This window comes from Celeribacter neptunius (genome assembly GCF_900113955.1).
GTDB lineage: Bacteria > Pseudomonadota > Alphaproteobacteria > Rhodobacterales > Rhodobacteraceae > Celeribacter > Celeribacter neptunius.
This window is the reverse complement of the sequence record NZ_FORH01000007.1, coordinates 151,490-175,879: the sequence shown is the minus strand read 5'-3', so window position 1 is coordinate 175,879 and position 24,390 is coordinate 151,490. Positions and strand designations below refer to the sequence as shown.

General features: G+C 61.4%; 27 protein-coding genes and 1 pseudogene. 14 read left to right on the top strand and 14 right to left on the bottom strand.

Annotated elements, in window-relative coordinates; translation table 11 throughout:
• Positions 1-36 precede the first annotated feature (36 nt).
• Positions 37-447: a RidA family protein gene (locus BM151_RS16715; RefSeq protein WP_090061887.1), complete on the bottom strand. Its 411-nt coding sequence runs from the start codon at positions 445-447 to the stop codon at positions 37-39.
• 129 nt (positions 448-576) lie between these two features.
• Between BM151_RS16715 and BM151_RS16710 the strand changes: the two genes are divergently transcribed.
• The 5 genes from BM151_RS16710 (at position 577) to BM151_RS16690 (ending at position 5,960) form a co-directional block, all read left to right on the top strand.
• Entirely contained in the window at positions 577-1,143 is a 567-nt protein-coding gene (locus tag BM151_RS16710; RefSeq protein WP_090061997.1) for a TetR/AcrR family transcriptional regulator, read from the top strand.
• A gap of 101 nt (positions 1,144-1,244) precedes the next feature.
• A complete protein-coding gene (locus BM151_RS16705; RefSeq protein ID WP_090061886.1) occupies positions 1,245-2,339 on the top strand; it encodes a carboxynorspermidine decarboxylase in 1,095 nt (364 codons plus the stop codon).
• Between the two features lie 45 nt (positions 2,340-2,384).
• The gene (locus tag BM151_RS16700; protein ID WP_090061885.1) at positions 2,385-3,629 is read left to right on the top strand and encodes a saccharopine dehydrogenase family protein; all 1,245 of its coding nucleotides are present in this window, start codon (positions 2,385-2,387) and stop codon (positions 3,627-3,629) included.
• Positions 3,630-3,784: 155 nt separating this feature from the next.
• Positions 3,785-4,690 (top strand): type IV pili methyl-accepting chemotaxis transducer N-terminal domain-containing protein, encoded by a 906-nt coding sequence (locus BM151_RS16695; RefSeq protein WP_090061884.1) that lies wholly within the window; start codon positions 3,785-3,787, stop codon positions 4,688-4,690.
• 106 nt (positions 4,691-4,796) lie between these two features.
• Positions 4,797-5,960 (top strand): alpha-hydroxy acid oxidase, encoded by a 1,164-nt coding sequence (locus tag BM151_RS16690; protein ID WP_090061883.1) that lies wholly within the window; start codon positions 4,797-4,799, stop codon positions 5,958-5,960.
• Positions 5,961-5,963: 3 nt separating this feature from the next.
• Here BM151_RS16690 and BM151_RS16685 read toward each other — a convergent pair whose 3' ends face one another.
• Positions 5,964-7,154, bottom strand: coding sequence for an MFS transporter (locus tag BM151_RS16685; protein WP_177213192.1), 1,191 nt, complete (start codon positions 7,152-7,154; stop codon positions 5,964-5,966).
• Positions 7,155-7,436: 282 nt separating this feature from the next.
• On the opposite strand from BM151_RS16685, the gene BM151_RS16680 reads away from it, so the two are divergent.
• The 6 genes and pseudogenes from BM151_RS16680 (at position 7,437) to BM151_RS16660 (ending at position 11,136) form a co-directional block, all read left to right on the top strand.
• Positions 7,437-8,060 carry a 50S ribosomal protein L25/general stress protein Ctc gene (locus tag BM151_RS16680; protein ID WP_090061881.1) on the top strand — a complete coding sequence of 208 codons (624 nt, stop codon included), beginning with the start codon at positions 7,437-7,439 and terminating at the stop codon, positions 8,058-8,060.
• Between the two features lie 134 nt (positions 8,061-8,194).
• Positions 8,195-8,764 carry a glycerophosphodiester phosphodiesterase gene (locus BM151_RS16675; RefSeq protein WP_090061880.1) on the top strand — a complete coding sequence of 190 codons (570 nt, stop codon included), beginning with the start codon at positions 8,195-8,197 and terminating at the stop codon, positions 8,762-8,764.
• Between the two features lie 15 nt (positions 8,765-8,779).
• A pseudogene (locus BM151_RS22030) lies at positions 8,780-8,935 on the top strand (hypothetical protein); the annotation flags it as partial.
• A 32-nt stretch (positions 8,936-8,967) separates the two neighbouring features.
• Entirely contained in the window at positions 8,968-9,693 is a 726-nt protein-coding gene (pth, locus tag BM151_RS16670; protein WP_090061879.1) for an aminoacyl-tRNA hydrolase, read from the top strand.
• The gene (locus BM151_RS16665; RefSeq protein ID WP_090061878.1) at positions 9,690-10,730 is read left to right on the top strand and encodes a DUF2332 domain-containing protein; all 1,041 of its coding nucleotides are present in this window, start codon (positions 9,690-9,692) and stop codon (positions 10,728-10,730) included. Before pth ends, BM151_RS16665 begins: the two co-directional genes overlap by 4 nt.
• A 28-nt stretch (positions 10,731-10,758) precedes the next feature.
• The gene (locus BM151_RS16660; RefSeq protein ID WP_090061877.1) at positions 10,759-11,136 is read left to right on the top strand and encodes a DUF2237 family protein; all 378 of its coding nucleotides are present in this window, start codon (positions 10,759-10,761) and stop codon (positions 11,134-11,136) included.
• Between the two features lie 8 nt (positions 11,137-11,144).
• Here the strand turns inward: BM151_RS16660 and BM151_RS16655 are convergent, their stop codons facing one another.
• The 10 genes from BM151_RS16655 to BM151_RS16610 form a co-directional block, all read right to left on the bottom strand.
• A complete protein-coding gene (locus BM151_RS16655) occupies positions 11,145-11,651 on the bottom strand; it encodes a helix-turn-helix transcriptional regulator (RefSeq protein ID WP_090061876.1) in 507 nt (168 codons plus the stop codon).
• A gap of 191 nt (positions 11,652-11,842) precedes the next feature.
• Positions 11,843-12,220 (bottom strand): hypothetical protein, encoded by a 378-nt coding sequence (locus BM151_RS16650; protein ID WP_143093120.1) that lies wholly within the window; start codon positions 12,218-12,220, stop codon positions 11,843-11,845.
• A 290-nt stretch (positions 12,221-12,510) separates the two neighbouring features.
• Positions 12,511-12,975, bottom strand: a complete 465-nt coding sequence (locus BM151_RS16645) for a hypothetical protein (RefSeq protein WP_090061874.1) — start codon at positions 12,973-12,975, stop codon at positions 12,511-12,513.
• Positions 12,976-13,343: 368 nt separating this feature from the next.
• A complete protein-coding gene (locus BM151_RS16640) occupies positions 13,344-13,835 on the bottom strand; it encodes a hypothetical protein (RefSeq protein ID WP_090061873.1) in 492 nt (163 codons plus the stop codon).
• Between the two features lie 219 nt (positions 13,836-14,054).
• Complete coding sequence (gene trpB, locus BM151_RS16635; RefSeq protein ID WP_090061996.1) at positions 14,055-15,305, bottom strand: tryptophan synthase subunit beta; 1,251 nt, start codon at positions 15,303-15,305, stop codon at positions 14,055-14,057.
• Between the two features lie 101 nt (positions 15,306-15,406).
• Complete coding sequence (locus BM151_RS16630; RefSeq protein WP_090061872.1) at positions 15,407-16,048, bottom strand: phosphoribosylanthranilate isomerase; 642 nt, start codon at positions 16,046-16,048, stop codon at positions 15,407-15,409.
• A gap of 24 nt (positions 16,049-16,072) precedes the next feature.
• Positions 16,073-16,420, bottom strand: a complete 348-nt coding sequence (locus BM151_RS16625) for a LapA family protein (protein WP_090061871.1) — start codon at positions 16,418-16,420, stop codon at positions 16,073-16,075.
• 77 nt (positions 16,421-16,497) lie between these two features.
• Positions 16,498-16,779, bottom strand: a complete 282-nt coding sequence (gene ihfB / locus BM151_RS16620; RefSeq protein ID WP_090061870.1) for an integration host factor subunit beta — start codon at positions 16,777-16,779, stop codon at positions 16,498-16,500.
• A 522-nt stretch (positions 16,780-17,301) separates the two neighbouring features.
• Complete coding sequence (locus BM151_RS16615; protein ID WP_090061869.1) at positions 17,302-18,504, bottom strand: cytochrome b/b6 domain-containing protein; 1,203 nt, start codon at positions 18,502-18,504, stop codon at positions 17,302-17,304.
• Between the two features lie 119 nt (positions 18,505-18,623).
• Positions 18,624-19,892: an OmpP1/FadL family transporter gene (locus BM151_RS16610; RefSeq protein ID WP_090061868.1), complete on the bottom strand. Its 1,269-nt coding sequence runs from the start codon at positions 19,890-19,892 to the stop codon at positions 18,624-18,626.
• Positions 19,893-20,132: 240 nt separating this feature from the next.
• Here BM151_RS16610 and rimO point away from each other — a divergent pair, with 240 nt between their 5' ends.
• A complete protein-coding gene (gene rimO / locus BM151_RS16605; RefSeq protein ID WP_090061867.1) occupies positions 20,133-21,536 on the top strand; it encodes a 30S ribosomal protein S12 methylthiotransferase RimO in 1,404 nt (467 codons plus the stop codon).
• Positions 21,537-21,672: 136 nt separating this feature from the next.
• On the top strand, positions 21,673-22,731 hold the full coding sequence (locus BM151_RS16600; protein ID WP_090061866.1) for a type I restriction enzyme HsdR N-terminal domain-containing protein: 1,059 nt from the start codon (positions 21,673-21,675) through the stop codon (positions 22,729-22,731).
• 91 nt (positions 22,732-22,822) lie between these two features.
• Here BM151_RS16600 and BM151_RS16595 read toward each other — a convergent pair whose 3' ends face one another.
• Positions 22,823-23,503, bottom strand: a complete 681-nt coding sequence (locus tag BM151_RS16595) for a DUF2270 domain-containing protein (RefSeq protein WP_090061865.1) — start codon at positions 23,501-23,503, stop codon at positions 22,823-22,825.
• A 119-nt stretch (positions 23,504-23,622) separates the two neighbouring features.
• Between BM151_RS16595 and BM151_RS16590 the strand changes: the two genes are divergently transcribed.
• Positions 23,623-24,015 (top strand): rhodanese-like domain-containing protein, encoded by a 393-nt coding sequence (locus tag BM151_RS16590; RefSeq protein WP_090061864.1) that lies wholly within the window; start codon positions 23,623-23,625, stop codon positions 24,013-24,015.
• A 15-nt stretch (positions 24,016-24,030) separates the two neighbouring features.
• On the opposite strand, the gene BM151_RS16585 is transcribed toward BM151_RS16590, so the two are convergent.
• Positions 24,031-24,381 carry a YigZ family protein gene (locus tag BM151_RS16585; RefSeq protein WP_090061863.1) on the bottom strand — a complete coding sequence of 117 codons (351 nt, stop codon included), beginning with the start codon at positions 24,379-24,381 and terminating at the stop codon, positions 24,031-24,033.
• Between the last annotated feature and the right edge of the window lie 9 nt (positions 24,382-24,390).

The following is a 24,390-nucleotide window of genomic DNA, read 5'->3' as shown; positions in this document are numbered from 1 at the left end:
CCTGAAGACGTTGCGCCCCTTTCCGGGCTGCCGACGTTATGCCGGCAGCCGGACGGTCATTTCCAGTTCGATCTTGAGATCCGGCGCCGCCAGCGCCGCGACACCGATCCCGGTCAAAGACGGCTGCGCCCCGTTCAGGAAGGACATCAGCGGCGGATAGGCCTCTTCCATCGCCTCGGGCGACAGTCCCACGACAAAACAGCGCAAAATCGCAATATCCTCGGGCGTGGCGCCCAGCGCATCGAGCGCGGTCTGGGCATTGGCGGCGGCGATGGCGGTCTGCTCGGCGAGGCTCTCGGGCACCTCCGCCCCATCGGCGCGCCAGGCCACCTGGCCAGAGACATAGGCGACGCGGCCGGAGCTCTCCAGGATGGAAATCTGAGAATATCCAAGCGCCGCCGCATCCGGCAGGCCTTTGGGGTTCATCCGTGTCATGGTATCGGTCATAATTCAGGTCTTTCGTCTTGAAGGAAGAATCATATGTATGGAAAAACTCTACATATGTAGAGTTCACCTCACAACGTGAAAACCTCGGCAGGAAAACGAGGGCAGGAAAACGACGGCGGAAAAACGATGATGGAAAAACAACAACGCAGAACCGCGATCCTCGACGCGACAATCACCCAGCTTGCGCGCGCCGGGCTCGACGGGGTCACGCATCGCGCCGTCGATCTGGCGGCGGGCCTGCCGCAGGGCTCGACAAGCTATTATTTCGCCAAGAAAGCCGCACTGTTGACGGCCGCGGCGGAACACCTGGGGGATTTGCTGGGCAAGGATTGCGACGCATTACAGCTGGGCTTCGCCGAACATGTCGCCCGCGACGGCATGGAGGCCGGGATCGCCTTTGTCGGTGAAGAGGTGGTGAGCTATGCCGAGACCGCGCAGGATCTCTATCTGGCACGCATCGAGCTGACGCTGGCGAGCGCGCGTCGCGAAGAGCTTGCCGGGGTCGGTGACATGCTCACCCGCGCCGCCCGCCGCCCGATCGAGTTCTTTCTCGAACTTGTCGCGAAACAGAGCAGCCCGGAGAAGATCGACACATGTGCCGGCCTCGTCGACGGCATCATGCTCATGTATGTGACGGGACAGGGGCCGAAACCGACGCAGGACCAGCTGCGCGCCGTGTTTCAGGCGCTCGGCTGACGGATTTCCCCGGCAAAAGCACCGGCAAGAGACTTGCCCCTCGGGGATGAATCGCCCTAAGTGCGGCCAAGACCGATCCTTTGCCCGCAGGAGGGACCGAGATGATCCAGACGCCTTACTACCTGATCGACAAGGCAAAGCTTCTGCCGAACATGGAAAAGATCGCCTGGCTTCGGGAAAACTCCGGCGCCAAGGCCTTGCTCGCGCTCAAGTGTTTCTCGACCTGGCCGGTGTTCGACTTCATGCGCGACTATATGGACGGGACGACATCGTCGTCGCTCTATGAGCTGCGCTTGGGCAAGGAAAAATTCGGCCGTGAGACCCATGCCTATTCCGTGGGCTGGGCCGATCACGAAATCGACGAGGCGGTGAGCTACGCCGACAAGATCATCTTCAACTCGCTCGGGCAGCTCGACCGGTTTGGCGACAAGGCCAAGGGCATCGCCACCGGCCTGCGGCTCAATCCGCGGTTTTCGACCTCCGGGTTTGACCTCGCCGACCCGGCGCGGCCCTACTCGAGGCTGGGCGAATGGGACATGGCACGTCTTGAGATGGCCGAGGACCGCATCAACGGCGTGATGATCCATTACAATTGCGAGAACAGCAATTTCGAGCTGTTCTCGGATCAACTCACCCGTATCGAGGGGGAATTCGGCAGCTTCCTCAAGCGTCTCGACTGGATCAGCCTCGGCGGCGGCATTCACTTTACCGGCGAGGGCTACCCGATCGAAAAACTCGCCGACCGGCTCAAGGCCTTCTCCGACGCCATGGGCGTGCAGGTCTATCTGGAGCCCGGCGAGGCCTCGATCACCAAATCCGCAACGTTGGAAGTTTCGGTCCTGGACATCATCGACAACGGTAAAAAGGTCGCCGTGGTCGACAGTTCCATCGAGGCGCATATGCTCGACCTGTTGATCTACCGCGAGACCGCCAAGCTGCCGCAAAACGGCACACATGAGTATCAGATCGCCGGCAAGACCTGCCTCGCCGGGGATATTTTCGGGGACGCCAGATTCGACAAAGAGCTCGAAATCGGCGACCGTGTCACCATCGACGACGCCGCCGGTTACACAATGGTCAAAAAGAACTGGTTCAATGGCGTTAAAATGCCCGCCATCGCAATCCGCGAATTGGACGGGACCGAACATGTCGTGCGCGACTTCGGCTATGACGATTTCCTCAAGGCGCTCGGCTGAGCGTCCTCACACCTCACCCACGAAACGATAAGGGGGTCCCTACCGTTGAAACGGAACGTTCTCATCATCGGCGCCGGTGGCGTCGCTCAGGTCGTCGCGCATAAATGCGCGCAAAACAACGATGTGCTCGGCGATATCCATATCGCCAGCCGGACGCTCTCGAAATGCGAAGCGATCCTTGAGTCGGTCCGTGAGAAGGCCGCGATGAAACAACAGGGCGTTCTGAAAGCCCATCAGGTCGACGCGATGGACAGCGGGGCCGTGGCCGCGCTCATTCGCGAGACCGGCGCGCAGATCGTGATCAATGTCGGCTCGGCCTTCGTCAACATGACGGTGCTCGACGCCTGTATCGACACGGGTGCGGCCTATATCGACACGGCGATTCACGAGGATCCGACCAAGATCTGCGAGACCCCGCCCTGGTACGGCAATTACGAGTGGAAGAAACGCGATCTTTGTGCCGAGAAGGGCGTGACCGCGATCCTCGGCGCCGGGTTCGATCCGGGCGTTGTGAACGCCTTCGCGCGCTTTGCCATCGACATGATGGACGAGGTGAAATCCATCGACATCGTCGACATCAACGCAGGCTCCCACGGCAAGTACTTCGCCACGAATTTCGATCCGGAGATCAACTTCCGCGAATTCACCGGCGTCGTCTACTACTGGGAAGACCAGCAGTGGAAAGAGAAGAAGATGTTCGAGACCGGGCATGACTGGGATCTGCCGGTGGTCGGCACCCAGCGCGCCTATCAGTCGGGCCATGACGAGGTGCATAGCCTCGCGACCAATTACCCGCAGGCCGATGTGCGGTTCTGGATGGGCTTTGGCGAGCATTACATCAATGTCTTCACCGTGCTGCAAAACCTCGGGCTTCTCTCCGAGCAGCCGGTGAAAACCGCCGAAGGGCAAGAGGTCGTGCCGCTCAAGGTCGTGAAAGCCGTGCTGCCCGACCCGTCCAGCCTCGCCCCGAATTACGAGGGCAAGACCTGTATCGGCGATCTGGTGAAAGGCACCAAGGATGGCGAGGATTTCGAGGTCTTCGTCTACAATGTCGCCGATCACAAGGAGGCCTATAACGAGGTCGGCTCGCAGGGCATCAGCTACACCGCCGGCGTGCCGCCCGTGGCCGCCGCCATGCTGATCGCCTCCGGCGACTGGGATGCCGGCACGATGAAGAACGTCGAGGAGCTCGACCCGAAACCGTTCTTCACCATCCTCGACAAGATCGGCCTGCCGACGCGCATGCAGATCGGCGGTCTGGGCGGCGAAGACAAGCCCTGGAACGGCTGAGCAGGAACGGCTGATCGGGGCCACCTGATCACTTCCTGAGCACAGACACCTGAAAAGCCCGCGAAATAGCGGGCTTTTTAACAATCTCCGTCTCTATTCATAGTCTGGCAAGACCTCTCGAAAAGCGTGAGAAAAACGCACAAATCGAGACCGTCATGCCCAGATATTCTTACAGATATTTTCTTCTCTTCGCTCTGTTCCTGTCCCTGAACGCACTGCCGCAAACGCTCGGCGCCTCTGAAACCGCGCAAGACACGGATCAGATCTATGCCCGGCAAATCCAGCTGCTCGGGCGGCAGGCCGCGCTCGGCCATCGTCTGGTGCGCAACATCTGTTTCGTTCAATCCGGGATCGACACGGCGCAAAACCGTCGCGAGCTGGAGACCACCCGCGATGAAATCGCCGCGACCCTGCAGGGGCTCGTGAATGGCGATGAGAGCCGCGGCATCCCCGCGATCAGCAATGGCAATATCCGCACCCAGATGGGCTCGGTCGAGATGGTCTGGAAAGGCTTGGACAAGAAGATCACGGCCTTTCTCTCCGACGAGGGGCTGAGCGACAAGGATGTGCTCAAACTCGGCTTCAAGGCCGGATCGCTGGAAAAGCTGTTGCGCAATGTCACCCAGTCGCTGGAATTGAAAACCTCGGTCGACAGCAGCCCGGAGCAGTTGGAACGCAACCGGGTGATCGCCACCGCCAGCAGTCAGAACCGGCTGTTGCAGCAGGCGGGGCAGTCCGCCTGTTTCATCCACCTCGCCGCCGCGGATCAGGCCGGGCCTCATATTGAGAACCTTACCGGCCATATCGCGGCCTTTGACCGGAACAGTTTTGATCTGACCTTCGTACAGCCGACCCGGGCCGTGATCGCCGTGAGCGAGGAGTTGGAATTGGCCAACCTCACCGCATGGCAGGACTGGAACGGCATCGAACCGCTCCTGAGCAGCGTGGCAGAGACCCGCGATGAGGACGAGATGCGGCGCAGGCTCATCGAACTGTCCTTGGGCATTGCCTATCTCGACCGCGAGCTGGACGACACGCTCGCGATTTTCATGGCGCTGTGAGGCCAATAGCACTGCGGGCGAGCCTCGCTGAATTTCAGCCTTGGCCGCACCGCGAATATGTGCGAATTGGTTCGCTATTAGAACCAATTCGACAGGAAGAGGTGCCATGCCCGTCATCACCAATATCGACGATCTGAAACGGCTGCATAGAAAACGCACGCCGAAGATGTTCTATGACTATTGCGAAAGCGGGTCCTGGACCGAGCAGACCTTTCGCGAGAACACCACGGATTTCGATCAGATCCGTCTGCGCCAACGCGTGGCCGTCGATATGGAGGGGCGCTCCACCGCGACCCAGATGATCGGCCAGGACGTGGCCATGCCGGTTGCGCTGGCGCCCGTCGGCCTCACCGGCATGCAGCGCGCCGATGGCGAGATCAAGGCGGCGAAAGCGGCGGAAAAATTCGGCGTGCCCTTCACGCTTTCGACCATGTCGATCTGCTCGATCGAAGATGTCGCAGAGCACACCACGAACCCCTTCTGGTTTCAGCTCTATGTGATGCGCGATCAGGAGTTTCTAAAAAATATCATCCAGCGCGCCAAAGATGCGGGCTGTTCGGCCTTGGTGCTGACGCTCGATCTGCAAATCCTCGGCCAACGCCACAAGGATCTGAAAAACGGTCTCTCCGCCCCGCCCAAGCTCACCCCCGCCGTGCTCGCCGATCTGGCGACGAAATGGACATGGGGGCTGGAGATGCTCGGCACCAAACGCCGCGGCTTTGGCAATATCATCGGCCACGCGAAAGATGTGGACGATCCCTCATCGCTGTTCAAATGGACCGCCGAGCAATTCGACCCGCGGCTCGACTGGGGCAAGATCGAAGCGATCAAGGAGATGTGGGGCGGGCCGCTCATTCTCAAGGGCGTGATGGAGCCCGAGGACGCCATCATGGCCGCCAAGACCGGCTGCGACGCCATCGTGGTGTCGAACCACGGCGGGCGCCAGCTTGACGGGGCGCTGTCTTCGATCAGGATGCTGCCGGCGATCATGGACGCGGTGGGCGATCAGGTCGAGGTGCATCTCGACAGCGGAATCCGCTCCGGTCAGGACGTGTTGAAAGCGCTGGCCATGGGGGCAAAAGGCACGTTCATCGGCCGGGCCTTCATCCACGGTCTCGGCGCCATGGGCGAGCAGGGTGTGACCAAGGCGCTCGAGGTGATCCACAAGGAACTCGACATCTCCATGGCGCTCTGCGGCCGCAAGTCGGTCGAGGATCTCGACCGCGACGTGGTTCTGGTGCCGGAGGATTTCACCGGCCGCTGGGCCTGAGGCTCAGGTCTTCGGAGCGGGTCCGGCCCGCTCCAGCCGCCAGACGGCTGGAATGATCAGCGCGACCATGGCGGCCACGAACAGGAACGCTATGCGCAGCCCGTAGCTCTCCGAGATCAGGCCGATCACGGAAGGGCCGACGAAGAAGCCGGCAAAGCCGATCATCCAGGCCCGCGAGACGGCAAAGCTGCGATGACGCTTATGCACATGTTTGCCGAGAAGCGAGGTGGCGGTGGGCACGATCACCGCCATGCCGATCGCGGTGAGCGCAATGCCCAGCAGCGCCACCGCCTGCGTCATCGATTGCGACAGGGTCAGGGCGCCGATCACCCCCATCACGCCGGAGAACAGCACCACACGGGCCTCGCCGAAACGCTGGGTCGTCACCTGCCCCATCAGCCGGAAGATGAACATGATGAAACCGAGCATGGCCGGGCCGAAGCCACCCTGTCCCGGCGCGCCGCCGAGCTCGCGCTCGAGAAACAGCGCCGACCAGCTCTCGATCGCGTTTTCCCCCATGAAGGAGACGAAGAGCATCACCGCCACCGGCAGGATCGCCGCCCAGGGCAGGCGCGCCGGCGCGGCACTGTCCTCTTCGCTCTCCACCTCGGCGGGCTCTTTCTCTTCACGACAGAGCCAGGCAAAGCCCAACAGGATCACGCCGATCAGCGGAAAGACCTGCGGGATGCCCCATCCGACACCGCGCATCAGCCCGGTGAGAATGGCCGCGATGCCGAGAAACAGCGAGAAATTCGCATGGTTGATATTCATCAGATGCAGACCGCTCTGCGCCTCGAGCTGGGAAATCCGCAGATTCGCACCGATGTCGAAACTGGCCACCGCAAGGCCGATTGCCACCATCATCGGAAAGAGATGCCAGGGCGCGGAGACCAGCAGCGGGATCTGCAGCATCATCGCTGCGAAAACGGCGAGGATCGGCAGGGTGCGATGTTTGAACAGCGCCAGCAGATAGGGGGCAAGATACATGGCGATCATGCCACCGGTGGCCGAGCCCAGGAGCGCCAGACCGAATTGCGCATCCGTCGCCCCGGTCTGGGCCTTCAAGGCCGGCACCATGGTGGCGAAAGCGCCCCAGACCACGCCGGTGCCGCCAAGCGCCATGAAGGGCGCGCGCGACATCGCCACAGCTCTTGCGAACCCGCCGAAGATCCCGTTCGAGATGTTACCTGACATATGCGACCTCCCGTTCGACACTGCCCGCCCCGCGCCAGTCCAATGTGCCCGCCCGACATGCCAACCCGACGAGCCAGTCCGACGCCATAGCCAAAGCGCTTTGGCGAACGCTACGCCGATGCCCTTCGCCCGTATAGAGCGAATAAACGCAAAGCCGGGTCGGCGATCCGCGCTCAAATCGCGAATGGCCCTTCCCATTTCAGCGATTCCCGTGTATGGGCACGGCTTCACGCGGGACTACAGCCTTGGAGGAGTCCCGCCCTTATTATGGAGAATTCAAAAATGGCTGGTGAGATTCCTGATCTTATTGCCTTGGAACGTACGGGGACAGGCAAGGGCGCCGCTCGTCAGGCACGTCGCGACGGTCTGGTTCCGGGGATCGTTTACGGCGATGACAAAGAGCCGCTTCCGATCAACATCAAATTCAACGAGCTGCTGAAGCGCCTGAAAGCCGGCCGTTTCCTGTCGACGCTGTTCAACCTCAAGGTTGAAGGCCATGACGACGTCCGCGTGATCTGCCGCGGCGTGCAGCGTGACGTTGTGAAAGACCTGCCGACCCATGTCGATTTCATGCGTCTGCACCGCAACTCCCGCGTCAACCTCTTCATCCCGGTCGTGATCACCGGCGAAGAAGCTGCCCCGGGCATCAAACGCGGCGGTGTCGTGACCCACGTGCGCTCCGACGTCGAGCTGATCGTGACCGCGTCCGACATTCCGGACCACATCGAGCTGGACATCACCGGCGGCAACATCGGCGATGTGTACCACATCTCCGACGTCAAACTGCCCGCTGGCGTGAAGCCGGTCATCGAGCGTGACTTCGTGATTGCCAACATCACCGCTCCGGCCGGTTTGGGCGGCGGCGCCGACGAGGAAGAGACCGAAGAGGCCGCAGCCGAGGAATAATCCTCAGCACGGTTTTCGACCGGTTCGAAAATTTGAAACGCGGGGTCTCAGGACCCCGCGTTTTTCTTTCGCGAGACGATGGCCTGCGCGCCCCTCGTTATCGCCCTGTCATGAAACGGCCCTAGCCTGCCCGCATGACACTGATTTCCTGCCACCGTGGCGCCCGTTTCACCGCTCCCGAGAACACCTTTCCCGCGTTTGACGCGGCGCTGGCGCAGGGGGGCGAGATTCTCGAATTCGATGTCCGCCAGTCGCACGACGGCGTGCTCTATGTGCTGCATGACGACAGCGTGGATCGCACCACCGACGGCAGCGGCCTCATCGCCGAGCTGACATCGACCGAGCTTGACGCGCTGGATGCCGGCAGTTGGTTCGCGCCGCGGTTCGAAGGGCTGCGCCTGCCGCGTCTCGAGGCGTTCTTCGAGCGCTACAAAACCCGCGCGCAATTCTATATCGAAGTGAAATGGGCCGATTGCGCCGCCATTGCCCGGCTCATTCGCCAGCTCGACATCGCGTCGCAATGCTACACCTGTTCCTTTTCCGAAGAAATGCATCTCGACATGCTGCGCTATGCCCCGGAGGTGCGGCAGATGGTACATTGGCGGCGCGAGGGCAACGCCGAAGCCGCGATCGAGAAATACAATGCCGCCATCGTCGAGTTCTTCGACCAGGAAGGCCACGCCCATCATGATTTCACATTGTAAAACGTCCGGGCGGCGCAAGCGGCAGGGCTGAAGACCCAGGTCTATAGCGAGCGCAACGATCCGGCTCTGTTTGCCCGCATCCGCGATTGGGGCGTCGATTGCATCAACACCGATCATGTCGCCGGTTTCAACGCGTTTCGCATGTCGCAGGACTCGCAAATCACCCTGTAACAGGCTAGGTGTTCCTGCAAAGGAGACCGCCCATGCGTTTGTTTGTCGGCCTCGGGAATCCGGGCGCAAAATACGAGAAAAACCGCCACAATATCGGCTTCATGGTGCTGGACCGGATCGCCTATGATCACAGCTTCGCGCCCTGGCGCGGCAAATTTCAGGGCCAGCTCTGTGAGGGCCGTCTCGGTCGGGAAAAGGTGATCCTGCTGAAACCCGTGACCTTCATGAACCTGTCGGGCCAGGCGGTCGGTGAGGCGATGCGGTTTTACAAGCTCACCCCCGAAGACGTGGTGGTGTTCCACGACGAGCTGGATCTGGCGCCGGGCAAGGTGCGGGTGAAATCGGGCGGCGGGCATGCCGGGCACAACGGGCTGCGCTCGATCCATCAGCATATCGGCGCCGACTATGACCGGGTGCGCCTCGGCATTGGCCACCCCGGACACAAGGACCGGGTGGCGCCCTATGTGCTCTCGGATTTCGCCAAGGCCGATCAGGACTGGCTCGACGATGTGATCCGTGGCTGTTCCGATGGTGCGCCCGCGCTGGCCGAGGGAGAGGCGGCGAAATTCGCCAATGCGGTGGCGCTGCGCACAGCGCCGCCGCGCAGCTCGACGGGGACGAAAGCCCCCAAGGCCCAGACTGAGACGAAGCAGGCCGAGGCGAAACTGACAGACGCGAAACAGGCTTCCACGCCCCCCGAAACGCCGGCGAAAGACAGCCGCTCGCCGCTCGAAAGACTGCGAGACAAGTTTCAATGAGCTGGCAAGACGCGTTCGAAGCGCAGGTCCGCTCCTGCCAGAACCTCGGCTCGCCTTTCACCGCCATGCTTCTCGAAGGGTTTGCCCGGTTCGGCCTGCCCGCAGGCCCCATTGGCGCCCGCATTGCCACATGGCCCGGCGATATCTCCAGCAACGGCGCCTCCGTCCCCTTGCGACTCGCGGGCGCGCTGCACGGGTTGGTGCTTGAAGGGGTGGATGCGGATCTTGGCGCGCTCTACCCGCCGCATCCGCTGCCGGAGCCGGAGCGCCTCTGGCAGGCCGCCTGTGCCGCCATCGCCCGGCACGAGGCCTATCTCGACCAGCGTCTGAACGATGCGCCGCAGACCAACGAGGTCGCCCGTGCCAGCGCGCTGATCCTCGGGGCCGATGCACTCGCCGCGCACCTCGATCTGCCGCTCGTGCTGTCGGAACTCGGGGCGAGCGCCGGGCTCAATCTGAATTTTGACCGGTTTCACCTAAAGGCCTCAAATGGCGATTTCGGCCCCACAGACAGCGCCGTGGTGCTGACGCCGGAGTGGCGGAGCCCCGCCCCCGCGCCACATGGGTTTCGGGTGACGGATCGACAGGGCGTCGATCTGAGCCCCCGCGATCCGGTGGCCGAGCGCTTGCGGCTCCTGTCCTTTATCTGGCCGGATCAGCGAGCACGGTTCCAGCGCATCTCCGCCGCGCTCGACATCGCCGCAGACCATCCGCCGCACGTCGTTCAGGCCGATGCAATCGACTGGCTCGAACAACGCCTGTCCCAGGACTTTGCCGGACAGGCCCATCTCGTCTATCATACCGTGGCATGGCAATATTTCCCGGCAGCGGCACAGGCACGCGGAGAAGCGCTTCTGGCCGAGGCAGGAGCCCGTGCGACCGAGGAGGCGCCGCTGGCGCGTCTCGCCATGGAGGCCGACGGTCAGGGGCCCGGCGCCAAGCTGGTGCTCACCCTCTGGCCCGAGGGCCGGCAACACGATCTCGGGCGGTTCGATTTCCACGGCCGCTGGATCGACTGGACATCACCGGTCTTCTGAGCGGGGATAGTGTTTGAAGGAGACTGTGATGGAAAAGGCCCCTTCCCTGAACGTGTTGGGCGGCGTGCTCGCCCCCTGCTCCACCGCGCCGCTGACAGGCTATTTCCGCGACGGCGCCTGCAACACCTGCGCCGAGGATATCGGTTCGCACACGGTCTGCGCGGTGATGACGGCGGAGTTCCTGGCCTATTCGAAATATGTCGGCAATGATCTGTCGACACCCCGCCCGGAATACGGGTTTGCCGGGCTGAAACCCGGCGATCACTGGTGTCTTTGTGCCGGACGGTTCCTGCAGGCCCATGACGAGGGCTGTGCACCCGATGTGTCGCTGCAGGCGACCCATCAAAAGGCGCTCGAGATTGTGCCGCTCGAGGTGCTCCGCACCCATGCGTCCGATCCGCAATAGCATGCGGATCAGTCCGCCTTGCGCAGACGTTCCATGATGTCCTCATCCATCAGATCGTCGAGGAACAGGCTCAACAGCCCGGACCGCCCGCTGACATCCGCCTTGCGATAGATCGCATTGCTCTGTGCCTTGATCGTGCCGGCAGAGACACCGCGCGCGGCAGCGATCTCTGCCCCGGACATGCCCTTGATCGTGAGGATCGCCACATCGCGCTCGGCCTCTGTCAGCCCCCAGAGCTCGAAACGTTCGCCGATCAGTTCGGAAAACTCGCGCGAAATCCGTCTGAGCCGGTCCTGCGCCTGTCCGGCTTCGCGTTGCGCCCGGAGAAGCGCCTGGCCGCCATAGATCATGCCGAAGACAAGGCTGAAGGCCGCGGCGATTTCCATCGCCTCCCGAAATTCCCATTTGATCGGCTTCACATAGATGCCGAAGACCGACAGGAGAATGCCGGAGACAAAGAAGATTGCCGAGGCTGCCTGAACCAGAAACAGCACCCCAAGTGTAAACCGACGCATGGCCGACCGCTCCCTGCGGGCAGAGCCCAATTGTTCTGCCACATCGGTTTAAAACGGTTTTCGGCGGCTCTGCATCCCGGAACTTCACAAATCGCCCTGCGTCGGCGTGATATCGCGCGCCGAACTCGCCCTGCGCAGATCCTTCTGGCCTGATCGTTCGGGCCTGATCGCGTCGTCTTAATCGCTTCGTCTTAATCACTCGCGCCGCGCTCGGGACGCTCCGGCGCCGGGGCGGCGTTGTCCCGGTCCTCCGCACCGTCGTGATTGCGCGGGGGCGGGACATGTTCGGGCCGCGCATCTTCCGCCCTGCCGGCACTCGGATCGCGCCGGATTTCCGTCGTCTCAGCAATGTAATCCCGCAGGATGGCGCCATTGCGGGGATCGAGAATGATCTCGCGCATGGCCCTTTGCCTCTGCGCCACGATGCGCACCCGTCCGAGCCAGGTGCGCGATGTGGTGATCTCGCTGTAGCCTTGCGCCTGAAGTCGCGCGATCATCTCCTCGGTCGTATCGGCCGAGGCCGCAATCGTCCCGGCGAAAAGCCAAAAGACGGCAAGCACCCATCTCATTTTGACCATCTCCTCTTCACGCGCCGGCATGGGCGCCTCACGCCCTGTCACACAAGCCCTGTCACACAAGTCCCAGTCCGATCACAGCCCGGACGACTGTCCGCGCCTCTCCTAGCGGGTTGGACATGCCCCTGTCCAGCGCGCCAAAACTTAGGAGGACCATGGCGAAATATGCCATGGCCCAACCTGACGGTCTCCCGGATCATCCACGGCACATTTTGGGGGGATAGGACGTGCACTGGATGCCGCACATTTGCGGGCGGAACACCGTATGTCTTGAGAGGGGCCTTTCAGGCCACCTTCTCGTTTATCTCATGGCCGTAAAGCTCTGATCCATAGAACTCCGGACCGTACAGAATCTGCCCGCTGTCATGGCGGAACAACAGCTCGACCCGTTCTGTCCCGTATTTCCGCACGATCAGGCTGCTCGTCCCGCCCGAACGCAGGACCGCCGAAAGCACTTCGTAGCCCTCGGCCTCCGCCGCCCGGATCGCAGCAGACAAGGCAACCCCATGCACATGGCTCAGCCCCCTGACAGCATGCATAAAACTCACCTCGTCGAGGCGCCCGTCTCCGAGATCGCAGACCAGCCCCCAAAGCGCGCCCTCCTCAAGCAGTTGAAGCGTCAGCCTGTTGGCCTCCAGACGGCAGGACAGAACCTGACAGCCCGCGGCCTCGACCGCCTCAATGACCGTCAAAGCCGGAAGCGGGGCTGCGCCCTGTGGGAAAGTCCCGAGCGGCGCCAGCGAAGACAAGAGAAGAAAGCGTCCTTTGCCGCGTCTTTCCGTGCCATGTCTTTCCGTGCCATGCCTGTCGCTCAGCCTGTCACCACTTCTGCTCACGCGCCCTGAACGGCGCTTCCCCCGATCTCCCGTGCCGCATCTTCATGACATTGGCCGGGACAGGGGTGGACAAGATCAATATTACGCCCGGACCAAACCCTCTGGGAATAAACCTCCGGGATAGAGCCGCCAGATTCTGGGACCCATTCGACCTGTAAACTTTTGTTTAAAGGCGACTGGGCACCGATGCCGCCCTGTCCGGCAAACTCGCCCTGCGCGGGAGCATCGGCACCCGCCGCGCTTTGCCCCGGGACGGGACAAAGGCTGCGGTCCGAGCGCGATCAGTCGTCGCTCTCGTCATCGTGGCTGTCATGATCGCCACCATCGCGATCACCACCATCCCGATCCCCGCTGTCATGATCGCTGCTGTCATCACGGCTGTCGTGATCGCTGCCGTCGTCGCTCTCATGATCGCGGTCGTCGCTGCTGTCGTCGCTCTCGTGATCATAGCTGCTGCCCTCATCACGGCTGTCGTCATCCCCGGACAGGTCATCCTCGGCACTGGCGTTCATCTCCTCCAGCGCGCTCAGCTCGGCATTGCCCAGCCGGCGGGTCTCGCGACGTGTCTGCTCATTGGTCTCATTGTCAAAGCTCGTCTCGAGCTTTTCACCATTCATATAGACTTCGACACGGGTCGCGCGGATGCCGCGTTTGATTTCGATACGCTGTGCCCCAGGGAACATGTCCACGATCTCCTGGGTCGACAGTTCCGCCGTGGCGGCAACGGGAGAGAGGGCCACGACGAGGGCGGAGCTCAGAAGAAATTTACGCATGTATCAGTCCTTTCAAGGTCAGGTCACCCTGGGAGCAGCCCCGATGGCTCCTCTCGCATGGCGCCCTTCAAGGCTGACCAGCCTGCGCCCTGAAAGCTACCAACCGGAGTGACAACCACCCCACTTTAATCCCCTGCCGGATCGGACTAAACTTAGGTTATAGATGAAAAAGAGCCGCCCCTTTCGGGACGACTCTTTGACTTCATTCGGAAAATCGGATTATTCCGCGTCGCGCCCCTCGTCACCGGCGAGATCGGCACCCAGGTGGCGCGCGACGGTAAAGATGTCCTTGTCGCCACGCCCCGACAGGTTGATGACGATGATATGATCCTTCGGCAGGTCACCGGCGATCTTCATCACATGGGCCACCGCATGGCTCGACTCGAGCGCCGGGATGATCCCCTCTGTACGACAGCAGAACTGGAAGGCTTCGAGCGCTTCCTTGTCGGTGATCGAGACATATTTCGCCCGCCCGATGTCGTGCAGCCAGCTGTGCTCCGGCCCGATGCCGGGATAATCAAGACCGGCGGAGATCGAGTGACCTTCGAGGATCTGTCCGTCTTCGTCCTGCAAGAGATAGGTGCGGTTGCCGTGCAGCACGCCCGGACGCCCGCCGGTCAGCGAGGCGCAATGTTCCATGCGGTCATCGACCCCGTGACCACCGGCCTCGACCCCGATGATGTTGACGCTCTCGTCATCGAGGAAAGGATGGAACAGGCCCATGGCGTTGGAGCCACCGCCGACGGCGGCCACGAGCGTATCGGGCAGACGGCCCTCGCCCTCTTGCTCGGCAAGCTGCCAACGGGTCTCTTGCCCAATAATCGCTTGGTAATCGCGCACCATTGCCGGATAGGGGTGCGGGCCGGCCACCGTGCCGATGCAATAGAAGGTATCGCGCACATTGGTCACCCAATCGCGCAACGCGTCGTTCATCGCATCCTTGAGCGTGCCACGACCGCTCTCCACCGGCACCACCTTGGCGCCCAGAAGCTCCATGCGGAACACATTGGGTTTCTGCCGCTCCACATCGGTGGCGCCCATGTAGACGATGCATTCGAGACCGAATTTGGCACAGACGGTGGCGGTGGCCACGCCGTGCTGACCGGCGCCGGTCTCGGCAATGATCCGCGTCTTGCCCATGCGCCGCGCCAGAAGGATCTGGCCCAACACATTGTTGATCTTATGCGCGCCGGTGTGGTTGAGCTCTTCGCGCTTCAGATAGATCTTCGCGCCGCCCAGCTCCTCGGTCATTTTCTCGGCGAAATAGAGCGGGCTCGGACGGCCGACATAGTGTTTCCAGAGATCGCGCATCTCGGCCCAGAACTCCGGATCGTCCTTGGCCTTGTTATACTCCTCTTCCAAAGAGAGGATCAGCGGCATCAGGGTCTCGGACACGAAACGCCCGCCGAAAATGCCGAACCGGCCCTTTTCATCGGGACCGTTCATGAAGGAGTTGAAAAGATCGTTCATCGCGATGCTCCTTTGCGCGTTCGCCATGGTGTATCGCAGCCCGCCGGGCCGGTAAAGCATGGCTGGCGGCGTGCGGTTCCAAAAATCACCGAAGTTCCCGCTCAGGCGGCGCGAATGGCCTCGATGAAAGCGCGGATTCTGACGGGGTCTTTGACGCCCGGCGCGCTTTCGACACCCGACGAGACATCCACCTGTTTCGCGCCGGTCATCTGGATCGCCAGCACGACATTTTCCGGCGTCAGCCCGCCGGCCAGCATCCAGGGACGGTTCCAGCCGCGTTTGGAAATCAGCCTCCAGTCAAAGGCCAGCCCGTTGCCCCCCGGCAGCGCCGCGCCTTTCGGCGCTTTCGCGTCGACCAGGAGCTGATCGCAAACCATGCCATAGGCGTCGAGCGCGGGGACGTCTTCCGCTGTCGCCACGCCAACCGCCTTCATCACCGGCAGGCCGTAGCGGCTGCGGATCTCCACCACGCGTTCCGGGCTTTCCTTGCCATGAAGCTGCAACATGTCGAGCGGCACCTCACCGGTGATCCGGTCCAGCTCGGCATCGGTTGCGTTGACCACCAACGCCACCTTGGCCACGCCCACGGGCACATCGAGCGCCAGATCGCGGGCGGTCGAGATTTCCACATGACGGGGGGATTTCGGGAAAAAGACAAAACCCAGATATTGCGCCCCCGCCTCGACAGCAGTCGCAACAGCCTCGGGCGTTTTCAGCCCGCAGATTTTCACGCGTGTATCCATGGGACCGGGTCTAACCGAGAGAGCTCAGTTCTCCAAGAGCGCGAGAACCTCGTCGCCTTCGTTTTTCGCCTTGTCCACCTTGAGCTTGTCAACCTCGCGCGCCAGCTTGTCTTTTTCGCGCTTGTGCACGGAGGCGGCGGAGCGATGCTTGTACTCACGCATCCATTCCCAGACGAAACCGATCAGCAGCCCGGCAATAATCGCGCCAAAGATGACCACGAAGAGCGGCAGGGTCAGAGACAGGCTCACGCCGCTCAACACCGCCAGTTCCCCGGGCAGAAGATTGAGCGTCACCGTATCCCGGTTGGCCAGAGCCACGGTCACAAGCACCAAGGCCAGCACGGCCAGAAAAGCATAGCGGATATATCGCATGGAAAGCCCGTCCTCATGTCGTCATCGAGCGTCTTCGGGGCGACCGCACAATCGGGGCCCCGAGTCGCCCAAGGACTTTACTCCTCGTTCAACCGGTCCCGCAACAGCTTGCCGGTCTTGAAGAAGGGCACATGTTTTTCCTCGACCGGGACGGCCTCGCCGGTGCGCGGATTGCGACCCATGCGGGCATCGCGTTTCTTGACGGAAAATGCGCCGAAACCACGCAGCTCGACCCGGTCGCCACGGGCCATCGCCTCGATGATTTCTTCGAAGATCGTGTTCACGATCCGCTCGACGTCCCGTTGGTAGAGATGCGGGTTTTCGTCTGCGATCTTCTGGATCAACTCTGACCGGATCATGAAGTCCCCCTCTTTCGTGGCGTCCCGGGTCTCGCCCGGTTATGGTTCCCTGTTACACGCGCTTCCCCCCCTTGGGAGCGCATCAATCTGCGCGCGTCTTCCTCCGTAACTATAGGCCGCGAACGGTTTTCGGAAAAGCGTCTGTTATGTCGCGTCGGCGGGTTTTTTGCCTGTAATATGCTGAGTTTTGGTCCAAAAATCGCTTACAGGGTGTCCCGTCTCCGGGATTCATGGTGCATTTCGCAACGCTGCGTCGCCGCATCGGAAACGATTCGCAAGCTTGCTCAGGGGTCGGAAAGCGACACCTCTGAGAGCAACACCGGACCAATTCCGGCCGGTCCCGGCCCCGAACCGGTTTCGCGCCACCGGAGCGGCGGCCCTCCAAGCCCGGTTGGCAACACGAAACGCGCAGGAAACGCACAGGCAGAAAACGTACAGGCAGAAACCCACAGTCAGCCCGTCGGCGCGTGCGCCGCAAATGCGCCTCGCTCCAAACCGAACGGCCTGATCCCAAGGGTCTGCTTAGTCGCCAGCCCGCTGCGCCGTCAGTTCCGTCGCCACTTCGACCGCGAACCCCACCGTGGCCTCGTCTCCATAGCCCGCGCCCATGCCGAAATCGCGTCGATCCAATGTCGTGCCTCCGGACATGGTCGCCGTCTCGCCGTCAATGGTGAGATCGAAATCGAGCGTCACCGGCACGGTCTGACCGACGAGCGTCAGGGTTCCGACCGCCTGATGTCTGGCACCATCGAGGCGCGAAATCTCCCCGTCGAAAGTCGCGGTCTTATAGGCCTCGGCATTGAAGAACTCTGCGCCAAGCGCCTGTTGCGTCACCGAACCGAGCGTCAGCGATGTCGTGTCGATGGTGACCGAAACCTCACCCACGCCGCTGGCCTCGTCATAGGCGATCGCCGCAGTCCAGTTGGCGAAGGAACCGGTGACCGGCGCGCCCATCTGTTTCACAGAAATCGACAGGCTGCCGTCCTGCACGATCCAGCCGGACAGTTCTGCGGCAAGTTCCGCCACCGGCGTTTCCATGGCAGCGGTCGCCATCGCTTCCGGTCCTTCAGGCAGAGGCACGACAAAGGGAAAAGCCAGAACACCGCCCCAGAGCACCAAAGCGGCAAGCGGCGGCAGAGCGGCAAAGCGGTGACGCTCCGGCGTCCCGGCCTCGGCCCCCGAGAGCATGCGCGCCAGAACCCCGTCGCGGTCGATGATCGCATGTTTCAGCGCCCCCGCCACATGCAGCGCCACGGCGGCATAGATCACCAGCGCCGAGAGCCCGTGTACCGCACCGGCCATATGGGCGATCTCGTCGGATTTGGGCACGAAAGGCAGGTTCTGGCCAAAAGGCCAGAGGATCGGGGCAAAGCCGCTCTCCGCCGAATGGATCACCCAGCCCGACAGCGGCATGACAAAGATCGCACCATAGAGCGCCCAATGGATGGTCTCGGCCAGGATCGTCTCGGCCTTGCGCTCCGGATGCACCGGCACGGGCCTCGGCTGGACCAGCGCCCAGATCACCCGCAGCACGGCCAGGAACAACACAGAGACGCCGATGGTCTTGTGCACCGAGTAAAGCGTTTGCAACTGTCCCGCGGTCTCGGCATTGCGCGGCGTGTTCTCACCAATCAGGCCGAGCACCAGATCGGTCAGGAGCAGAAGCGCGATGGTCCAGTGAAAGAAACGCGCAATCGCGCCGTAACGGGTGGCTGTGTTGAACATCGTGGGGCCTGTCTGAGTGAGCTTTGGCCCAAATTACCCGATGTCCCCGGCCCGAACATCATCGCCCCCCGCACAGAGACTGTGCAGGGGGCGAGAGAAAGTCACGCAATTGTGCGGGCTCAGAAGGTACGGGTCCAGCCGATCGAGGCCGAGATCTGGCTCATATTGAGCTCGACATCGCCGCCCGTCGGACCGGACAATGTCATCTCCGGGCCGGACACCGTGTTCTCAGGCACATAGGAGATCGAGAAATCGATCCGGTCGCGGGCGTTGATCTGGCGCGAACCACCAAAGGCATAGTGGTCCTCCACCACCCCCGGGGCGAGAATGCCGAAGGTCACATCATCCGCGCCGACCGGGTTGGACGTATGGGCATAGCCGACGCGCCAGGTCATCAGCTCGGAAGACTTCCATTCGGCGCCGAGACGGATCACCTCGACATCGTCCCAACCGAAACCAGCCCCGCCATCGGCGCCCAGCGCACCGGCGGACATGGAATTCGCCACGGCGGGCACATCGGAATAGAAGATCTTCTGATAATCGAGCAGCAGCGCCAGGTTGCTTTGCGGCTGATAGGCCAGACCGACAGTGACGGAGGCGGGGATATCGAAATCGCCGCCGCCTTCAAACAGACCCGCATAATCGTCGAATTCCGACATGTTGAACTTGGTCTGCGCCGCGAGACCCAGGGTCAGCTGATCGGAGAGCTCATATTGCATCCCGACCCGGAGGCCGACACCGGTCGAATAATCGAGCCCATTGTCGGTGAGCGCCGTGGCATCGACCGACGCCGCAGCAAAGGCGCCGAGCCCTTTGGCCTCAAAGGCCTGGACCGCCAGTGTTGGTGCGATCCCGAAGGAAAACCGCCCCATCTTCTGCGCATAGGTCACCGAGAGGAAAAGCTGGGTCAGATCGACGCCGGCTTCTCCGGCACAGAAGACACCGCTGCCGCCACCACAATTGGGGTTGGCGACATTGCCATAACTGGTGTTCATGCCACCGTTGCCATAGGCGGCAAAGTTCACCACCGCGCCGTTCGACAGCGGCAGGTTATAGGCGGCATTGGGCACCGGGAAGAACTCCTTGCCCGAAGACACTTCGCCCGAGGGCACAAAGCCCGTCGAAGTCCCGGTATAGCCGCGCGACGGCGAGAAGGCCTGGAAGCCGAGGTTCAGCTCCCGACCGACGGTCGCAACCGCAGCCGGGTTGATGGCGCCGGACATGGCGTCCTGGGAATAGGCGACACCGGCGCCCGCGACACCGCGCGCGGCCGGGCTGTAGCCGAGCGCAAAATAGCCTTCGGTGGCGGAGGCCATTTGTGGCAATGTGCCTGCAGTCAGGCATAGGATGATCGGTCCCGCAAAACGGGTTTGTCCTTTCGAGAACATGTAGTTCCTCCATTAAATTCCGGGTGGTGCCAACGCCCTCCTCCTGACGTCGGGAACGCGCCCGAACCCGCGCCCCGCGGGTTTGTGCTAATTTTTTAAGGATCACACGTCTGTGATCTCCATCAATTTATGCGAATATTTGCGCAGAAACGACAAAATTTTCCGCCGCAAAGCAGCGCAAACCATGCCGCAACGCAACAGGGCTTCCCGTGGAGCGGGCTTTCGGAGTATACGCCGGACATGAGTCAGAACCCGCCGAACCTCCGCCCCGACCTCGCGCCGAAAGCGCATTTTGACGCGAAACCACGTGACGGCCAGCCGACCATCGGCATGGTCTCGCTTGGCTGTCCGAAAGCGCTGGTCGACAGCGAACGCATCCTCACAAGGCTGAGGGCCGAGGGCTATCAGATCGGCGCGGATTACGCCGGCGCCGATGCGGTGATCGTCAACACCTGCGGCTTTCTCGACAGTGCCAAGGCCGAAAGCCTCGAGGCGATCGGCGAGGCCCTCAATGAGAATGGCAAGGTCATTGTCACCGGCTGTCTGGGGGCCGAGCCCGAGTATATCACCGGGGTGCATCCGAAAGTCTTGGCCGTGACCGGCCCGCATCAATACGAACAGGTTCTCGACGCGGTGCATGGCGCGGTGCCGCCCGCGCCCGATCCCTTCATCGACCTCTTGCCCGCCACCGGCGTGAGCCTGACGCCCCGGCATTTCAGCTATCTCAAGATTTCCGAGGGCTGCAACCACGCCTGCAAATTCTGCATCATCCCGGATATGCGCGGAAAACTTGCCTCGCGCCCGGTGCACGCGGTGCTGCGCGAGGCGGAAAAGCTGGTCGAGGCCGGTGTGCGCGAACTTCTGGTGATTTCGCAGGACACGTCGGCCTACGGGCTGGACCGCCGTTACGACACCCATCCGTGGAAAGAGCGCGAGGTGCGGAGCCATATCACCGATCTGGCGCGTGAACTCGGCCAGCTGGGCAGCGCCGACGAGCTCTGGGTGCGTCTGCATTACGTCTACCCCTATCCGCATGTGCGCGAGTTGATCCCGCTGATGGCCGACACCTCCAACGCCGTCCTGCCGTATCTGGACATCCCGTTCCAGCACGGCCACCCGGATGTGCTCAAGCGCATGGCGCGCCCTGCCGCCTCGGCAAAGGTGCTGGACGAGATTGCCGCCTGGCGCGACATCTGCCCCGAGATCACCCTGCGCTCCACCTTCATCGTCGGCTATCCCGGCGAGACGGAGGCAGAATTCCAATACCTGCTGGACTGGATGGACGAGGCGCAACTCGACCGCGTCGGCTGTTTCCAATACGAAAACGTCGCCGGCGCCCGCTCCAATGCGCTCCCCGATCACGTGCCCGACGAGGTGAAACAAGACCGCTGGGAACGGTTCATGGAAAAGGCCCAGGCAATTTCCGAAGCCAAACTCGCCGCCAAGGTGGGCAGCGTGCAACAAGTCATCGTCGACGATATCGACGAAGACGGCATCGCCACCTGTCGCACCAAGGCGGATGCACCGGAGATCGACGGCAACCTGTTCATCGATGAGGGGACGGAAGGGTTGAGCGTCGGGGATCTGGTGACGGTCGAGGTCGATGAGGCCGGGGAGTATGATTTGTGGGGCAAACGCGTCTGAAAATCAGTCCGGGGGACTGATTTTCCGCGTTTGCGCGCGGAGAACCGAAGGCTCGGAGCGCCGAGCGATCTCGAAATAGTTGATTCGACCAATCTTCTTGGCCTTAATGCTTCCAATTCATTTGGGAGATTTGGGAATGGAATTCAAAGAGCAGATCAAAGAGCTTGCAAAGCGGTCTAAGATCGCCAGCGAGAAAGCTCTCACCGAAGAGGCAACCAAGACTTCTGTTATTCTACCGTTCATCCAGTCTCTCGGATTTGATCCTTTCAATCTCGATGAGGTCATCCCTGAATATGTGTCTGATGTCGGCACCAAAAAGGGTGAAAAGGTTGACTTCGCTCTTAAAATCAAAGGCGAAACGAAAATTCTAATTGAAGTGAAACCTATCACTTCTTCGCTTGGAAATACTCAGTACAATCAACTTTATCGCTATTTCGGCGTCACAGAAGCCAACCTCGCGATCCTGACCAACGGTAGGGAAGCATGGTTTTTCTCCGACATCGACGCCCCTAACAAAATGGACAAAAAGCCCTTCTTCAAATTCAACCTGCAAAAACACGATGAAAATGAGATCGAAGAACTGAGCCGCTTCCAAAAGGACGTATTCTCGATTGAGAGCATCTTGGAGGCGGCATCTGCTCTGAAATACTCCCAAGCTGCCGCTCAGTATTTAAAGGCGCAATTGGATGAGCCGGACGATGAGTTCGCCAAATTGATTGGGCGGAAAATTCATGATGGCATGCTGACGAAAAATGTTGTCGAGCAAATTCGCCCCGCCATTCAATCCGCAATCGAAATCATCGTCAGGGATCGCATTCAGGATCGTCTCGACATTGCGTTCAGACCGAAATCTGAGGCTCAAAAAATGGAAAGCGGTTCGGATCAAGAGGAACCTAAATCCGACATCGTCACAACCGACGAGGAAAAAGAAGCCTTCATGATGGTCAAAGCCATCGCGGCAAAAGCAATTTCGACGGAGCGTGTCACTATCCGTGATGCGAAGAGCTATTGCAGCGTCTTTGTAGATGACAACAATCGAAAACCCTTGTGCCGCTTCTATTTCAACGCAAAGTCAAAGAATGTCCTTGGCCTTTTCAATCCCGACAAAGACGAGAGGAAAGTCGACCTCGTCTCACTAGAAGACATCTACCAATATGCCGACGAAATCAGTGAGACCGCAAAATCCTATGCGTAGGCACTTTCTCCTCAGAAGCTGCCCGGCGCTTCGTTTCACTTCGCGCGTTCGCACGTTCAAACAGTCTCCCAGACTGTTTTCTATACGGTCCTCACCCCATCCCGCTCGAACCACTGCCGCGCTTCGCCGCGCGGCGTTTGTCGTCTTGCCAGCTCACGAGCGCGATCACGGCCCAGCTGCCCAGATAAAGCGCGCCCAGGGCCAGGAGCCAGCCGCCGTGCACCGGACCGATGGCGGCGCGGGCGTAGAGGTCTTCGATCGAGGTGAGCGGCGTCGGGTGCACCATGAGTTTGCCGAGATAGGCCATGGTCTGGATCAGCAGCACCCAGACATAATTGCGGCGGATGCGGCGGCCGATGGCGATGCGCAGCGGCACATGGTAGGCCGGGTGCAGGTAATCTTTCGCCAGCACCTTTTGCCAGTCGGTCTCGCAGGTGATCGCCTCGCGGTCGAGCATGGGGACGAAGAAATGCGTTTCCATCCAGCGACAACGCGCCCGCCAGACGTTGAAATAGCGATAGCGGCGCGCTTCCAGCATCAGGAAAAAGATGATCAGGACGCCAACCAGCAGCAAGGGCAGCGGCGAGGCATTGGGGGTGGCAAAGGTGATCGAGAGCGCGACGCCCAGTGTGACCACCGCCCAGTTCGTCGTCGTGTCGAGCCGGGTGCGCCAGAGCGTCGAGCGATAGACCTCGCCGCGATAAAGATGTGCGAATGCCGTAATTTCGGCATCCGTCAGCGCGGTATACGCCCTGGATTGATCTTCTCCCATATCTCCTCCTGCCTGTGAGCTTGTCATGCGGCACGCGCATTTGGCAAGGGTTTCGACCCGCTCGCCCCTTGACCTCGCGCCGCGCAGTTGCGCAGAGTTGCGCGCAAGAGGAGTAGACCATGCTGAAGAATTACAAAGACCTTCTGGCCGCCGCACATGAGGTGGTCGAGACCATTCCGGCACAGGCGGCGATCCGGCTGGTGCAGAACGACGGGATTCAATTCGTCGACCTGCGCGACCGCCGGGAATTGGAACGCGAGGGGCGCATCCCCGGGGCGTTCCACTGTCCGCGCGGCATGCTCGAGTTCTGGATCGACCCGGAAAGCCCCTATTACAAACCGGTGTTTGGCGAGGACAAGAAATTCCTCTTCTACTGTGCCTCGGCCTGGCGCTCGGCGCTCTCGACCAAGACCTGTCTCGACATGGGGTTCACCAATGTCGCCCATATCGGCGGCGGGTTCAGTGCCTGGAAAATGCATGGCGGGCCGGTGGAAACGGTGGAGAAACACTGAGCCAGGCTGAGCGGCTCACAGCCGTTCGAGGTAATAGCGCACCGCGTCCTGCACATGGCGGAAGCGGTCGCCGCCCAGATGCTTGCCGCCATACCAGCGGGTGACCACGACGATCTGGCCGGTGATGCCGTCGCGCTCCAGCATGCGCAGGATCACCATGCCGGCGCCGCTTTCGCCATCGTCATTCTTGAGCAGCGTGCCATCCGGCAGGATCACGCCCCATGTGTTATGGGTCGCTTTCGCGAATTTCTTCTTGCGGCACAGCTCCTTCACGAAGGCTTTCGCCTCCGCCTCGCTGACGCAGGCCCCGCCGGAGACCGCGTATTTCGAGCCACGGTCGGATATGATGCCGTCATAGATCTGCATGCGGGCGTT

Excerpts from the sequence above, each read along its gene's own strand:
- BM151_RS16715 (WP_090061887.1), bottom strand. The coding sequence starts at position 447 with ATGACCGATACCATGACACGGATGAACCCCAAAGGCCTGCCGGATGCG.
- BM151_RS16710 (WP_090061997.1), top strand. The coding sequence starts at position 577 with ATGGAAAAACAACAACGCAGAACCGCGATCCTCGACGCGACAATCACC.
- BM151_RS16705 (WP_090061886.1), top strand. The coding sequence starts at position 1,245 with ATGATCCAGACGCCTTACTACCTGATCGACAAGGCAAAGCTTCTGCCG.
- BM151_RS16695 (WP_090061884.1), top strand. The coding sequence starts at position 3,785 with ATGCCCAGATATTCTTACAGATATTTTCTTCTCTTCGCTCTGTTCCTG.
- BM151_RS16690 (WP_090061883.1), top strand. The coding sequence starts at position 4,797 with ATGCCCGTCATCACCAATATCGACGATCTGAAACGGCTGCATAGAAAA.
- BM151_RS16685 (WP_177213192.1), bottom strand. The coding sequence starts at position 7,154 with ATGTCAGGTAACATCTCGAACGGGATCTTCGGCGGGTTCGCAAGAGCT.
- BM151_RS16680 (WP_090061881.1), top strand. The coding sequence starts at position 7,437 with ATGGCTGGTGAGATTCCTGATCTTATTGCCTTGGAACGTACGGGGACA.
- BM151_RS16675 (WP_090061880.1), top strand. The coding sequence starts at position 8,195 with ATGACACTGATTTCCTGCCACCGTGGCGCCCGTTTCACCGCTCCCGAG.
- pth (WP_090061879.1), top strand. The coding sequence starts at position 8,968 with ATGCGTTTGTTTGTCGGCCTCGGGAATCCGGGCGCAAAATACGAGAAA.
- BM151_RS16665 (WP_090061878.1), top strand. The coding sequence starts at position 9,690 with ATGAGCTGGCAAGACGCGTTCGAAGCGCAGGTCCGCTCCTGCCAGAAC.
- BM151_RS16660 (WP_090061877.1), top strand. The coding sequence starts at position 10,759 with ATGGAAAAGGCCCCTTCCCTGAACGTGTTGGGCGGCGTGCTCGCCCCC.
- BM151_RS16655 (WP_090061876.1), bottom strand. The coding sequence starts at position 11,651 with ATGCGTCGGTTTACACTTGGGGTGCTGTTTCTGGTTCAGGCAGCCTCG.
- BM151_RS16650 (WP_143093120.1), bottom strand. The coding sequence starts at position 12,220 with ATGAGATGGGTGCTTGCCGTCTTTTGGCTTTTCGCCGGGACGATTGCG.
- BM151_RS16640 (WP_090061873.1), bottom strand. The coding sequence starts at position 13,835 with ATGCGTAAATTTCTTCTGAGCTCCGCCCTCGTCGTGGCCCTCTCTCCC.
- trpB (WP_090061996.1), bottom strand. The coding sequence starts at position 15,305 with ATGAACGATCTTTTCAACTCCTTCATGAACGGTCCCGATGAAAAGGGC.
- BM151_RS16630 (WP_090061872.1), bottom strand. The coding sequence starts at position 16,048 with ATGGATACACGCGTGAAAATCTGCGGGCTGAAAACGCCCGAGGCTGTT.
- BM151_RS16625 (WP_090061871.1), bottom strand. The coding sequence starts at position 16,420 with ATGCGATATATCCGCTATGCTTTTCTGGCCGTGCTGGCCTTGGTGCTT.
- ihfB (WP_090061870.1), bottom strand. The coding sequence starts at position 16,779 with ATGATCCGGTCAGAGTTGATCCAGAAGATCGCAGACGAAAACCCGCAT.
- BM151_RS16615 (WP_090061869.1), bottom strand. The coding sequence starts at position 18,504 with ATGTTCAACACAGCCACCCGTTACGGCGCGATTGCGCGTTTCTTTCAC.
- BM151_RS16610 (WP_090061868.1), bottom strand. The coding sequence starts at position 19,892 with ATGTTCTCGAAAGGACAAACCCGTTTTGCGGGACCGATCATCCTATGC.
- rimO (WP_090061867.1), top strand. The coding sequence starts at position 20,133 with ATGAGTCAGAACCCGCCGAACCTCCGCCCCGACCTCGCGCCGAAAGCG.
- BM151_RS16600 (WP_090061866.1), top strand. The coding sequence starts at position 21,673 with ATGGAATTCAAAGAGCAGATCAAAGAGCTTGCAAAGCGGTCTAAGATC.
- BM151_RS16595 (WP_090061865.1), bottom strand. The coding sequence starts at position 23,503 with ATGGGAGAAGATCAATCCAGGGCGTATACCGCGCTGACGGATGCCGAA.
- BM151_RS16590 (WP_090061864.1), top strand. The coding sequence starts at position 23,623 with ATGCTGAAGAATTACAAAGACCTTCTGGCCGCCGCACATGAGGTGGTC.
- BM151_RS16585 (WP_090061863.1), bottom strand. The coding sequence starts at position 24,381 with ATGCAGATCTATGACGGCATCATATCCGACCGTGGCTCGAAATACGCG.